The 12,466-nt window shown below is 68.1% G+C and carries 9 protein-coding genes; 3 read left to right on the forward strand and 6 right to left on the reverse strand.

Annotated elements, in window-relative coordinates; all coding sequences use genetic code 11:
• Position 1: 1 nt before the first annotated feature.
• Genes QP140_RS04190 through QP140_RS04205 form a run of 4 tightly spaced genes read right to left on the reverse strand, consistent with a single transcriptional unit; the run spans position 2 to position 5,351 of the window.
• On the reverse strand, positions 2-1,783 hold the full coding sequence (locus QP140_RS04190) for a dipeptide ABC transporter ATP-binding protein (protein ID WP_284758364.1): 1,782 nt from the start codon (positions 1,781-1,783) through the stop codon (positions 2-4).
• Positions 1,780-2,679, reverse strand: coding sequence for an ABC transporter permease (locus QP140_RS04195; protein ID WP_284758366.1), 900 nt, complete (start codon positions 2,677-2,679; stop codon positions 1,780-1,782). Before QP140_RS04195 ends, QP140_RS04190 begins: the two co-directional genes overlap by 4 nt.
• Positions 2,680-2,682: 3 nt before the next feature.
• On the reverse strand, positions 2,683-3,660 hold the full coding sequence (locus tag QP140_RS04200; RefSeq protein ID WP_284758367.1) for an ABC transporter permease: 978 nt from the start codon (positions 3,658-3,660) through the stop codon (positions 2,683-2,685).
• On the reverse strand, positions 3,657-5,351 hold the full coding sequence (locus QP140_RS04205) for a TIGR04028 family ABC transporter substrate-binding protein (protein WP_284758368.1): 1,695 nt from the start codon (positions 5,349-5,351) through the stop codon (positions 3,657-3,659). Before QP140_RS04205 ends, QP140_RS04200 begins: the two co-directional genes overlap by 4 nt.
• Positions 5,352-5,464: 113 nt before the next feature.
• Here QP140_RS04205 and QP140_RS04210 point away from each other — a divergent pair, with 113 nt between their 5' ends.
• Complete coding sequence (locus tag QP140_RS04210; protein WP_284758369.1) at positions 5,465-7,621, forward strand: FAD/NAD(P)-binding protein; 2,157 nt, start codon at positions 5,465-5,467, stop codon at positions 7,619-7,621.
• On the opposite strand, the gene QP140_RS04215 is transcribed toward QP140_RS04210, so the two are convergent.
• Positions 7,618-8,964 (reverse strand): AMP-binding protein, encoded by a 1,347-nt coding sequence (locus tag QP140_RS04215; protein ID WP_284758371.1) that lies wholly within the window; start codon positions 8,962-8,964, stop codon positions 7,618-7,620. The two genes, QP140_RS04210 and QP140_RS04215, sit on opposite strands and share 4 nt — an antisense overlap.
• A 126-nt stretch (positions 8,965-9,090) precedes the next feature.
• Between QP140_RS04215 and QP140_RS04220 the strand changes: the two genes are divergently transcribed.
• Together QP140_RS04220 and QP140_RS04225 are read left to right on the forward strand one after the other, a co-directional pair.
• The gene (locus QP140_RS04220; RefSeq protein WP_284758372.1) at positions 9,091-10,455 is read left to right on the forward strand and encodes a cutinase family protein; all 1,365 of its coding nucleotides are present in this window, start codon (positions 9,091-9,093) and stop codon (positions 10,453-10,455) included.
• Positions 10,456-10,541: 86 nt separating this feature from the next.
• Positions 10,542-11,483, forward strand: a complete 942-nt coding sequence (locus QP140_RS04225; RefSeq protein ID WP_284758373.1) for an RluA family pseudouridine synthase — start codon at positions 10,542-10,544, stop codon at positions 11,481-11,483.
• Positions 11,484-11,502: 19 nt separating this feature from the next.
• Here QP140_RS04225 and QP140_RS04230 read toward each other — a convergent pair whose 3' ends face one another.
• The gene (locus QP140_RS04230) at positions 11,503-12,459 is read right to left on the reverse strand and encodes a 1,4-dihydroxy-2-naphthoyl-CoA synthase (RefSeq protein WP_148811600.1); all 957 of its coding nucleotides are present in this window, start codon (positions 12,457-12,459) and stop codon (positions 11,503-11,505) included.
• Positions 12,460-12,466 lie beyond the last annotated feature (7 nt).

Raw genomic sequence — 12,466 nt, forward strand, 5'->3', positions numbered from 1 at the left:
CTTAAAGCCCCAGGTTGAACACGCCCTCGCGGTAACGCTGGCCCGGGATGGCTCGCAGCAGCTGACGGGTGAAGTCGTGCTGCGGATCGTTGAAGATCTCCTCGGTGAAGCCCAGCTCGACCTGGCGGCCCTTGCTCATCACGCTGACCGTGTCGCTGATCTCCCGGACGACGGCGAGGTCGTGGGAGATGAACAGGTAGGTCAGGTTCAGCTCCTCCTGCAGCTCGTCGAGCAGTTCCAGGATGCGGGCCTGGACGGTGACGTCCAGCGCGGACACGGCCTCGTCGAGAACCAATAGCTCCGGCTCCAGGACCATCGCTCGGGCGATGGCCACGCGCTGGCGTTGTCCGCCGGAGAGCTCCCCGGCACGCCGGTTGGCCAGCGCCTCGGGCAGGCTGACCTGGTCCAGCACCTCGGCGACCTTCGCGCGGATCTGGGTCCGTGAGAGCGAGCTGAGGTTGCGCAGCGGCTCGGCGATCGCCGAACCGATGGACTGGCGCGGGTCGAGCGAACCATAGGGGTTCTGGTAGACCATCTGCACCCTGCGGCGCAGCTGGCGCGGGTCCTTCTCCACGAGCTCGTTGATGGCAGCGCCCTCGAGGTAGGCCACCCCCGCGCTGGGATCCTCGAAGGCGCAGATCATGCGGGCGAGGGTGGATTTGCCGGAACCCGATTGCCCGACGATCGCGTGCGTGGTGCCACGGGCGACAGAGAAGCTCACACCGTCGACCGCAGTGAATGCCTCTTGGCCGCGGGCGGGGTGGAACCGCTTGCTCATCGAGCTAACGCGCAGCAGCGGGGGAGTGGGCTCCTTGGAGCCGCATGGCTCGGAGCTACGTGCCTTGGAGCCACGTGCCGCGCGGGTGGCGGGGGCCTTCCCCTCGGGCTCCACCTCGCTGCCGGGAGCGCCGGTCTCGGGGCCAGCGGTCCCAGGGGTGCTGGCTCCCGCATGTTTCCGGGCCCGCGCCGGCTGATGCACCGGGCTCGTCAGCCCAGGGGCGTCAGCGAGCAGCCGGCGGGTGTAGGGGTGCCGCGGATCGCCGAGGATGCGGCCGGTGAGCCCGGCCTCCTTGACCTGGCCGGACTGCATGACCACCAGTTCGTCGGCCCGGTCGCTGGCCACGGCGAGGTCGTGCGTGATGAGCAGCACGCCGATGCCGCGGTCCTCCCGCAGCTGGTCGATGAGGTCCAGGATCGTCTGCTGCACCGTCACGTCCAGGGCGCTGGTGGGCTCGTCGGCGATGATGAGGTCCGGTTCGGTAGCCAGCGCGGCGGCGATGAGGGCGCGCTGCCGCATGCCGCCGGAGAGCTCGTGCGGATACTGGTCATAGCGCAGCTCGGGCTGATCGATGCCCACGGCGTCCAGGAGCTCGATGACGGTTGCGCGGCGCTCCTGTGTGCTGGGATTGCCCAGCACCTGGCGGTGAATGCGCAGCACCTCGCCCACCGAGTCGCCGATGGTCTTCACGGGGTTCAGCGAGGTTCCGGGGTCCTGCGGGATGAGCCCGATCTTCAGGCCGCGGACGCCGCGCCACTGCTGCTGCGTGATGCGGTTTAGGTCCTGCCCATTGAGCTCGATTTTTCCGGACGCCGACGCGTTGGCAGGCAGCAGCCCCATCGTCGCCATGGCGGAGGTGGATTTTCCGGAACCGGATTCTCCCACGATGGCGGTGACCCGACCGGGGGCGACGGAGAAGGACACATCCGTCACCGCGTGCACGGGGCCGTGGGCGGAGTTGTACGTGACCGCGAGGTCGGTGACCTTCAGCAATGGGGTGGTCATGAGTGGGCTCCTTCCCGGTCGCGGAGGACGGTGCTGAGGTGGTTGGTCGCCAGGACGACGAGGACGATGGCCAGGCCCGGAAGGACGGTCAGCCACCAGGACGTGGCGATGAAGTCCCGGCCCTCGGCGATGATCAGGCCCCACTCGGGCGTCGGTGGCGGAGCACCGTAGCCCAGGAAGCTCAGGGTGGACAGCTGCAGGATGGCGCTGCCGAACTGGAGGGCCGCCAGCGCGAGCACCGGGGTCAGCGAGTTCGGCAGGACGTGCCGCCACAGCACGGAGGCACGGGTGCCGCCGGAGGCGTAGGCGGCCTCGACATAATCGGAGGACGCCACGCCCAGCACCTCGGAGCGGGCGAGCCGGGCGAACATCGCGACGTTGGTGATACCCACGGCGATGGCCGCGTTGATCGAGCCGTAACCCAGCACGATGATCACCGAGAGGCTAAGCAGCAGGGCCGGGATGGCGAGCAGAACGTCCACGATGCGCATGATCAGCGTGTCCACCCAGCTGCCCTTACCACCTGTGCTGGAGCCGCGCCGGGCGCGGGAGGACCCGGCGATGACACCCAGCAGGGTGCCGATGATCATGCCGAGCAGAACCGCGACGAGCGCCCCGAGCAGGGACTGCCGGGTGCCCCACACCACGCGGGTGTAGAGGTCGCGGCCGACGGCGTCGGTGCCGAACCAGTGCTCGGTGCTCGGCGGCAGCAGCGGGGCGGTGCTACCGGAGTTCACGGGGTCTCCCGAGGCGAACAGCCCCGGCACGAGTGCCCAGGCCAGTGCGATGACAACGATGAGCCCGGAGACGACCGCGCCCCAGCCCGCTTTCCGCGGGCGGGATCGGCCGGTCAGCCGGGAGCGCAGCGAGGACCGAGAGGTGAGTGTGGTGGTCATGTTTTAGCCCCTCCCATTCACGGTGGCGGGTTGTGCGCTCCGGCTGCGCAGCCGGGGGTCGAGCACCGGGTACAGCAGATCGACGGCCAGGTTGACCAGCACGTAGGCGGCGGCACTGATGACGACGACGGCCATGAGCACCGGGGTATCGCGGTTAGATACGGCGTCCACGGTCATCGCGCCGATGCCGGCGCGGCTGAACACGGCCTCGGTGACCACGGCGCCGCCGATGAGCTCACCGAAGGTCAGCCCGGCGATGGTCAGTGCGGGAAGCATCGCGTTGCGCAGGACATTGCGCCACAGCACCCAGTGGTGGCTGGCCCCACGGGCCCGCACCACGGTGACGAAAGGCTGGGCCGAGGCGTCCTGAATCCCGCGGAGCAACACCTGGGCCATCGGTGCGGAGAGCGGCAGGGCGATGGCGATGGCGGGCAGGATGATCGACTGGGACGGGGAGGCGTCGATGACGGGGACCCACCCCAGCGAGAAGCTGAACACCTGGATCAGGATGATGCCCAGCCAGAACGGGGGCAGTGCGATCAGCAGGGAGGGGACGCTCGCCAGAGCATTGGCCAGCCAGCGGCTGACACGGTTGTTGCGGCCCGGGGCAGCGAGCGTGGCCAGGACCAGGGCGATCACGCTGGCGAGTACGAAGGCCACGAACGCCAGGGCGAGCGTGTTTGGCAGGGCAGCGCCCAGGGCGCTGGTCACGGACTCGCCGTTCATTAGGGAGTTTCCGAAGTCCCCGCGCAGCGCGCCGGTGAGGGAGTTGATGTAGCGCACGAGGATGGGCTCGTCGGCGCCGTACACGTCGCGCATCTGCTGGATCTGAGCCGGGGAGAGCCCGAGCTCAGGGTCGGCGTAGCGGGTGGCCACGGCATCCCCGGGCAGTGCGGTGAGCAGGATGAACGCGAGGGTGAAGGTGGCCCACAGCACGAGAATCGCCTGGCCGATGCGGGCGAGGATCTGGCGGCCGGTCATGGCTGGGCCTCCTTTCGGGTCAGGTAGAACCAGGGCCGGCCGATGCTCTCGGCGCGGAAGCCGTGGACGTGTGGGTGCACGCCGAAGACCTGCGGTTCCTCGAAGAAGGGCAGGACGTAGGCGTTATCGGTCAGGTGCTTCTGCACCGCCTTGGACGCTCGCGCGCGCTCCTCCTCGGTGGGGGACTGGGCGACGTCGAGCAGGAGCTGCTGGAGTTTCTCATCGCCGATGGACTCGTCGGGGTGCATGTTCAGCAGCGCGTTGCGGTTATCGGAGTAGTACTGGCTTTTAATGACGTCGTAGTCGGCGCGGCCCACCATCGTGAGGTTGAGCTGCACCTGGTTCTCGTCCGTCTGGGCTGCCTTTTGGGCGGCGACGTCGCCGGGGTGCAGCTGCGCGTCGATGCCGACGGCACGCAGTTGTTGCTGCAGCATCGTGACGACCTCCCGGGTGCGGGGTTGCTGTGGGGCGTCGTTGACGACGAGGCGCAGGCGCTTGCCGTCCTTGGTGCGGATACCGTCGTGCCCGACGGTCCAGCCAGCCTCGTCGAGGAGCGTGCGGGCCTTATCCGGGTTGAACTCGTAGGCACCCTTCTGCGCCTCGTAGCCCTGCGCGGTGTGGGCGAGGGTGGAGGTGGCCAGCGGGTAGGAGTCGGAGAACAGGGTGCGCAGGATCTTCTCGCGGTCCACGCCGGCGATGATCGCCTGGCGCACCCGGATGTCCTGCAGCAGCGGGTGGCGGAAGCGGAAGGCCAGGCCGTTGTTCACGCCGTTGGTCGGTGCTGCGTGGATGTTGATTCCGGCCTTGGCGAGGTGCTTTTCCTCCGGGGCCTCGATTTGGCGGGCGATGTCCGCCTGCCCGGCCTTGAGTCCACCGACGCGGACGCTGTCCTCCTTGGCGACGACGACGCGCACGGTGTCCAGCTCCGGACGCCCGGTGTTCAGGCCGCGCTCGGCGAAGACCGGTGGCGCCCAGTCGTAGTCCTCCCGGGCGCTCAAGGTTAGTTCGCGGTTCCGTTTCTCGCCGGTGATGACGAAGGGGCCGGAGCCGATGACCTTGCGGGCAGAACCAGGGGCGAAACCCTCGTCCGTCATATCCAGGGAGGCGTTGGCCAGCAGCCCGGCGTTGATGGAGCTGGCGGCCTGGGGGAAGCCGGGCTCGGGCTCGCTGAAGTGGAAGCGAACGGTGGAATCGTTGATAACCTCGCCGCGCTCGTAGGAGCTGATCTGTTCGGAGGCGGTGAGCTTGTTCTCCGTGTTCCCGAGGCCGAAGAGGTCGAAGTTCTTGACGACGTTCTCCGCGTCCAGCGGGGTGCCGTCGGAGTAGGTGACCCCGTCGCGCAGGCGGAAGGTGAACTCGGTGGCGTCCTCGTTGACCTCCGGCAGGTCGGTGGCGATCCACGGGTGGAGCTCGAGGGTGTCCGGGTCCTGCCACAGCAGCCGGTCGGTGATGTTGTTGACGACCCCGCCGTTGGGGTAGAAGCCCGCGGTCGGCGGGTAGAGGTTGTTGAAGGGGAGGGAATCGAGGTAGGTCAGCTCGGCGGGGTTGTCCTCGGAACCACCGGCGCTGCTGCAGGCGGTGAGTCCGCCGAGGCCAAGGACGACGGCGGTGAGCAGGGTGATCACCGATCTGATGGGGCGCCGGGTGTGGCGCCTGGACGTGCCCTGGGTGCGGGGCAAGCCGGGGGACATAGGTATTCCCTCCTGTGGATAAAAATGAACAGATCTGTCTATAAGGGGTGAGGGCTAGGGTATCACGGGAAAACCTTCACGATAAGATGGCCTACATGACCAGCCCAAGGACCATGACCGATTCAACGCCCACCATCGCGATCATCGGAGGTGGCCCGCGAGGCATTTCCATCCTGGAGCGCCTCGCCGCCGAATACCGCCAGCTCGATCCAAGCAAAACCCTCAATCACCTGGACATTCATGTGGTTGACGAGGTGCGGCCGGGGGAGGGGAAAGTCTGGCGCACAGACCAGACCAAGACCCTGTGCATGAACACTCTGGCCGATGCGGTCACCCTCTTCACTGAGCCCGGAGCAACCGTTACAGCACCTGTGGTGGAGGGGCCGACCATGCACGAGTGGATCATGCTCATCCGCGGTGAAGAGCTGGACTCAGAGCGGGATCCGGGCGGAAAAAAGACAGATCTGTTCACTAGCCTTCCGCTGAGTGTTGGGGTCGAGCGCAACCCGTTGACCTCGGATAATGATGGGGCCCAGGCTGCGGAGCCGCTGTCGGAGACAACCTCGGAGGCCGGAGAATCCGCCTCAACCGTGGGTGCTGGGTGGTCCCTGGCGGAATACGTCACGGAGATCGCCGAAACCCGGCCCGAATCACACCCCAGCCGAGCCCTCTACGGCGAGTATCTGCGTTGGGTTTTCAGCGTGGTGTTGGGGCTGCTCCCCGAGGGGATGTCGGTGCACCAGCACCTCGCCCGCGCCACCAAGATCGAGGAGGTGCCGGGAAGCTCCGCAGCCGGGGCCGACGCCGAAGCGGGCAACGGCGAAGGCCATCCCACCCGTGACCGCATCACGCTGGACAACGGCACCACGATCCTCGCGGATGCCACCGTGCTCGCCATCGGCTGGGCCGACACCACCCCGGATGCGTTGGAGAGCTTCACCGCTTCCGCCGTGGACATGCACCCGGCCCTCACCTGGGTTCGCCCCGGCAACCCCGCCGACCAGCAGATCAGCCAGATCCCCAGCTGGGAGGAGTCCCAGGAGGAGGTGCTGGTCCGCGGCCTGGGGATGGGCTTCTTCGACCTCATGGCCATGCTCACCATCGACCGTGGCGGGCGGTTTATTCCGGACGCCGACGCCCGCTCGGGGCTGCGCTACGAGCCCTCTGGCCGGGAGCCGAAGCTCGTGGTCACCTCCCACCACGGCTACCCGTACCAGCCGAAGCCGGTCTTCGGCTCTTTGCCACCCGCGGCCTGGCTGCCTCGCTTCAAGGCCGCCGTCGCGGAGCTGGATCTCGCACAGATTCCGGCGAATAGCCTGGACTTCGGTGAGACCCTGTGGCCGGCGATCCTGCGGGACTCACAAGAGGCCTACTACCGGGTTCTGCTGGCAGCCGAACCTGACGTCCTAAAAAAGGTCGGCGAGATCATCGACGACCCGGAGACCGACCCGTGGCGGCTGCACGAGGACACCCGACTGGACGGGCTGGTGGCGCAAGAAAACCGCTTCGACCTGCCGTATCACGCCGACCCCGTCGCGCGTTTCGCGGAGCAGGCCGGGGAGGCGGGCCAGAGCATCGACGAGCTCACCGCGTGCATTGCCGATGGTTTGGCCGCGGATCTTTCCGAGGCTCAGTCCGCGCGCGAGTCGGCGGTGAAGATGGGCCTGCAGGTCATCGGCTCGGCCCGCAAGCCCGCTGCCGTCGTGGACGAGCCCGGCCGGTTCACCACCGAATCTCGCCGAGGTGCCTATGCGGAGCTCAAGCGCGTGGGCCAGATGGTGGGCTCCGGGCCGCCGGCCTTCCGCACCGCAGAGCTGCTGTGCCTGGTGGACGCCGGCTACGTCCGCTTCCTGGGCGCGCACCCGACGATGGTGATCGACCCCGAGACGCCTGCGTTCGTCATGACCTCCCCGGTGACCCGGGAGGAGCCGGTGGAGTCCCGCACCCTGGTGGATGCGTGGCTGCACAAGCCGGACGTGCGCAGCACCGCGGATCCGCTGAGCCAGCAGCTCAAGGACGCCGGCCGGATGCGCACCTGGCTGCGCGGCGATGGCACCGCCTCCCGCGCCCCAGAGGTCGAGCTGGCGACGAGCCGGCTGATCCACGAGGACGGGCAGGTTGATCCGCGGGTGCACATGGTCGGCATCCCGCTGCAGGACATGCGCGCGGATATGACGATTTCCCCCATGCCGCGCACCGACCCGCTGATGCTGCAGGAGACGGACGGTGCGGCAGTCTCCGCGCTGCGGGTGGTGACGGACAACCGCTAGTTCGCGGCGCAGGCCTGGCGGGCGAGCTCCGCGATCGCGATGCGATCCAGCTTGCCCGGGCCGGTCTTCGGCAGCTCCGCGACAGCGAAGGCGCGGCGCGGGATGAGGTAATCCGCGCAACCGGCCTCCCGCATGGAGGAGCGCACGGCGTCGGTGACCTCCACCGGATCGCCGGAAGCCTCAGTACCAGCGGTGCGCAGCACGGCGACCACGGCCTCGCCCCAGTGCTCGTCGGAAACACCAGAGACACAGACCTCGGAGACCGCCTCGCCGTTCACAACAGCGTGGGAGCGGGTGGCGTTCTCCGACTGCTCGGGCAGAACCTTCACGCCACCGGTGTTGATCGCGCCGTCGGCCCGACCCAGCACCTGTAATGTGTTCCCGTCCAGGGCGCCGATGTCGCTGGTGCGGTAGACCCCGAGCTCGGGGAAGCAGTCCTCGTCGTTGTTGCGGTAACCGCGGGCGACCATCGGACCTTCGAGGACGATGCGTCCGGCGCCGTTGGCGTCCGCGTCCTCGATGCGCACGGACGCACCCGGCAGCGCCTGGCCGTCGTAGACCATCCCGCCGCTGGTCTCGCTGGAACCGTAGGTGAGGACGTAGTTCACGCCCGCCTCGTCCAGCTGCTGGCGGGCCTTATCGCCCAGCGCCGCACCGCCGATGAGGACCGCGCCGAAGAGCTTCAGCGCCTCGACGCCTTCCTCGGACTCCAGCAGGGAGTGCACCTGCGGTGGGACCAGGGAGGTGTGCAGATCCTCGTGCGGGAAGCGCTGCTTCAGCGCGGCGGCGTCGGCTGCGAAACCGGACACGCTAAAGCCCGTGCCCTCGATCAACGCGGTGGTCGCGACCGGGGTGAAACCAGCCATCATGCCACGCAGAATCACCTGCAGGCCCGCGATGTGGTGGGCCGGCAGCGCCAGTAGCCACGGGCCCGGCTCCACCTTCACCTTCTTGCGCAGCACCTGCTCGGTGGCGCGGGCGGAGGAGCGCAGGTTCGCGGCGGAGAGCAGCGCGCCCTTCGGGGTGCCCGTGGACCCGGAGGTGGTGGCCACGAGTGTGCCGGCCTCGACCGGCTCGCCTGCCCGCATGACCTTCTTCAGCTCGTCGCTGGCACCCGCGTCCGGGGAGTCGGCGGCGGGGACCGGAAGGATCGAGCTGCGACCGTCCAGCACCTGGGAGAGCATGCCGCGCGCGGCCTTGAGATTCTTCGCAGAGACCTCAAAGGCCTCGAGCGTTGCCATGCCGGTGCCGTCGTCGATCTTCGCGGGGTAAATGAACTTCGAGTGTCCGTCCCCGCGGTCGCCGAAGCGGCCTAGTTCTTGCGTCTCATTATTAGTACTCACCCGTCCGACTCTACTTGGCTGCGTGGCGGGGGTGTCTCCCGGCTGCGAGGTGTCGCCCCGCTGACCAGCGGTGTACTGCCGGGGCTCACCGTTGAGCGCCGGAGCGTGCGCAATACACTATTGCCCATGCGTCGCCTTGTGTCTTGCCTTGTTTCCCTCCCGCTCGTCGCCGCTGCTGTTGCGGTCCCGCAGGCGGGTGCGAGCCCTATTCAGGACGTCACCCCCACGCCGATCGCGTCCTGCCCTGCCGTGGAGGTCATCACCGCTGCTGGGTCCGGGGACGCCCACCCGGGCGATGACCCGAATGTCCCGCGGGGCTTCGTGGTGGGCACGAATTTCAGCAAGCTTGCCGAGCAGCGCTTCGAGGGCGTGCGGAGCTGGCAGCTGCCCTATTACGGCAGCGCAGGCATCGTGGGCAGCAACGAAAAGATCGGCCTGCCGAGGTTCCCGAACTACGCGGCTTCTGCGGCGGATGGCGTCGAGAAAGTGCGGGCGCGGATCGATGACGTCTCGGCCGCGTGCCCGGATACCGCGTTCGCGCTCGCGGGATTCTCCCAGGGCGCGCACGTCACTGGTGATGTGTTGATGCATCTTTCCCCGGAGCAGGCGGAGAAGGTGATCGCGGCGTACCTGCTGGCGGATCCGCGCCGGGGCAACAACGATGGCGCCACCCTCATCACCACGAACCACGGGCCGATCTCGGAGCAGCACACGGGCCTGTTGGGCTCCCGCCCGGCGGGGACCTTTGACCGCTACGAGGGCAAGGTGCGCAGCATCTGCAGCCAGGGGGATCCGGCCTGTGACATCCCGCCGGGCGGGCTGCTTGCCACGGTCGGGCAGTGGGCGCAGCAGGCCGACCCGGAGCCCTACGAGGTCACCCCGGTGGTGGCGATGGATTCCATGCTCACCGACGGCAGCTTCCTGATCGCGGTGGCACCGGTGGCCCCGCGGCTGGCGGTCGCCCTGGGTCACAGCGACCCACGTGGCGTCGGCGATGCGCTGCGGGCAGCGGCGGGGAACCCCCGGCTGAACCAGGCACAGCGCAACACGATGAACCTCGCCGCCCACGAGGTGCAGGACATGCTGAGCTACCTGAAGGCGAAGGGCTTCGCCACCCACGAGCCGGGGGCGACGGGCAGCACCGCCGTGGACACGACGATCGGGCTGGTGCGCCTGGCCTTAGACCCCGCGGTCGCGGCGGCCGTCCCTCAGGCGCTCGGGATGTTCGACCGCCACTTCGTCTACCGCGGTGAATCCCGGGCGTTCACCACGATCGACGGGGTGCGGGTGGATGACTGGATCACCGCAGACCTGACCCGCGAGATCGGCAATTACCTGGGCCAGCCAGAGCAGGCGGTGCGCCCGGTTCCTGCCAGCGAGCGCCGGGGCCTAGTTAAGCTCTTCGGGCACGGCCTGTGGAAGCTGCTCGACAAGGTCCTGGGGAACCGCGATCCGGCCTCGCAGCGGGTGTGGGAGCGCTTCGAGCTCTAGCCGCGGGCCGCGGGCCGGCGCTGCGACTATGAGCAGGCGGGTGGGGACGCCCGCCCGATCTGCTACAGATAGAGCCCAGAGCCACCATGAAGCATTCCGAACCTCAGACCCTGATCGTGAGCGACTCCCAGGCGGATCGCCGCCTGGACAAATACATCCGTTCGCAGGTCAAGGGCGTGCCCGCCACGGTGCTGTTCCGCATGATGCGCACCAAGCAGATCACGGTCAACGGCGCGAAGTGCAAGCCCGACCAGCGCACTGTCGCCGGCGATAAGGTCCACCTGCCCACCCTCGAGGTCGCTGAGGCGAAGCCGAAGCCCGCGGGGGATCGTAAGGCCGCGGAGCAGCTGGCCCGCAGGCTGTCCCGGCACATTGTTTTTGAGGACGATGATCTGCTCATCGTGAATAAACCCGCCAACATCGCCGTGCACGTGGGCAGTGGAGTCAAGGCTGGGGTGATCGAGGCGCTGCGCGTGTTGCGGCCGGAGGATAAGGAGCTGGAGCTGGCGCACCGGCTGGATAAGGAGACCTCTGGCCTGCTGATCGTGGCGAAGAATTCGAAGATGTTGCGCCACCTGCAGTCCCTCCTGCGTGAGGGCGGGGAGGACATCCAGCGCTATTACCTGGCGGTGGTCAGTGGCGCCGTGAAAAAGTCGGGCAAGCAGCCGCGACGGATTGATGCCCCGCTGCGGAAGACGGGGTCGGCCACGGTGGTGGATCGCCGCGCCGGGCAGCAGGCGGAGACGAAGCTGTGGGTGAAGAAGCCCTGGGGGCGTGCGGGAACGCTCGTGGAGGCTCAACTACTGACCGGCCGGAAGCACCAGATCCGCGTGCACCTGCAGCACTTGGGCCACCCGATCATCGGGGATTCCCGCTACGGGGATAAGGCAGTGAACCAGGCGGCCGCGGAGAAAGGCATGCGGATGCTGATGCTGCACGCCTCCCGACTGGTGGTCCCCCTGCCGAGTGGCGAGGAGCTGGACGTACAGGCCCCGATGCCCCCGGCGTGGAATAAGCTGCGCGGCTAGCGCCGACCGGCCACAAGACCTAGTAGTAGTACGGGAACTCGTCCCAGTTCGGCTCGCGCTTCTCCAGGAAGGAGTCGCGGCCCTCCACGGCCTCGTCGGTCATGTAGGCCAGGCGGGTGGCCTCGCCAGCGAAAACTTGCTGGCCCATCAGGCCATCGTCGGTCAGGTTGAAGGCGAACTTCAGCATGCGCTGCGCTGTCGGGGACTTCGTGTTGATCTTCCGCGCCCACTCGATCGCGGTGGTCTCCAGGTCGGCGTGGTCCACCACGCGGTTCACGGCACCCATCTGGTGCATCGTCTCGGCGTCGATGGCCTCGCCGAGGAAGAAGATCTCGCGGGCGAACTTCTGGCCCACCTGCTTGGCCAGGTACGCGGAACCATAGCCGGCGTCGAAGGAGCCGACGTCCGCGTCCGTCTGCTTGAACTTCGCGTGCTCGCGGGACGCCAGGGTCAGGTCGCAGACCACGTGCAGGCTGTGCCCGCCACCGGCGGCCCAGCCGTTGACTAGGCAGATCACGACCTTCGGCATGGTGCGGATCAGCCGCTGGACCTCCAGGATGTGCAGGCGACCGCCCTCGACCTTCGCACGGGCCTCGTCCACGCCCTCGGCACCAGCGGCGGCGACGTCCGAATCGTGGCTGGTGGCGTACTGATAACCGGAACGGCCGCGGATGCGCTGGTCACCGCCGGAGCAGAACGCCCAGCCGCCGTCTTTCGGGGACGGGCCGTTGCCGGTCAGCAGGATGGTGCCGACGTCCGGGGTGCGGCGCGCGTGGTCGAGTGCGCGGTACAGCTCGTCGACGGTGTGCGGGCGGAAGGCGTTGCGCACCTCCGGCCGGTCGAAGGCGATGCGGACGATGCCGTTGGCGCGGCCCTCGCCGGTGTGGCGGTGGTAGGTGATGTCGGTGAAGTTGAATCCCTCAACCTCGCGCCAGGCGGTGGGGTCGAAGATCTCGGAAACCTTGTTTTCGCTCATGCCTGCC

The sequence above is a fragment of the Corynebacterium sp. UMB9976 genome, from assembly GCF_030212265.1.
Lineage (GTDB): Bacteria > Actinomycetota > Actinomycetes > Mycobacteriales > Mycobacteriaceae > Corynebacterium.

Bases quoted from the DNA above. Each gene is read 5' to 3' on its own strand.
- QP140_RS04200 (WP_284758367.1), bottom strand. From the start codon at position 3,660: ATGACCGGCCGCCAGATCCTCGCCCGCATCGGCCAGGCGATTCTCGTG.
- QP140_RS04190 (WP_284758364.1), bottom strand. From the start codon at position 1,783: ATGACCACCCCATTGCTGAAGGTCACCGACCTCGCGGTCACGTACAAC.
- QP140_RS04230 (WP_148811600.1), bottom strand. From the start codon at position 12,459: ATGAGCGAAAACAAGGTTTCCGAGATCTTCGACCCCACCGCCTGGCGC.
- QP140_RS04195 (WP_284758366.1), bottom strand. From the start codon at position 2,679: ATGACCACCACACTCACCTCTCGGTCCTCGCTGCGCTCCCGGCTGACC.
- QP140_RS04225 (WP_284758373.1), top strand. From the start codon at position 10,542: ATGAAGCATTCCGAACCTCAGACCCTGATCGTGAGCGACTCCCAGGCG.
- QP140_RS04210 (WP_284758369.1), top strand. From the start codon at position 5,465: ATGACCGATTCAACGCCCACCATCGCGATCATCGGAGGTGGCCCGCGA.
- QP140_RS04220 (WP_284758372.1), top strand. From the start codon at position 9,091: ATGCGTCGCCTTGTGTCTTGCCTTGTTTCCCTCCCGCTCGTCGCCGCT.
- QP140_RS04205 (WP_284758368.1), bottom strand. From the start codon at position 5,351: ATGTCCCCCGGCTTGCCCCGCACCCAGGGCACGTCCAGGCGCCACACC.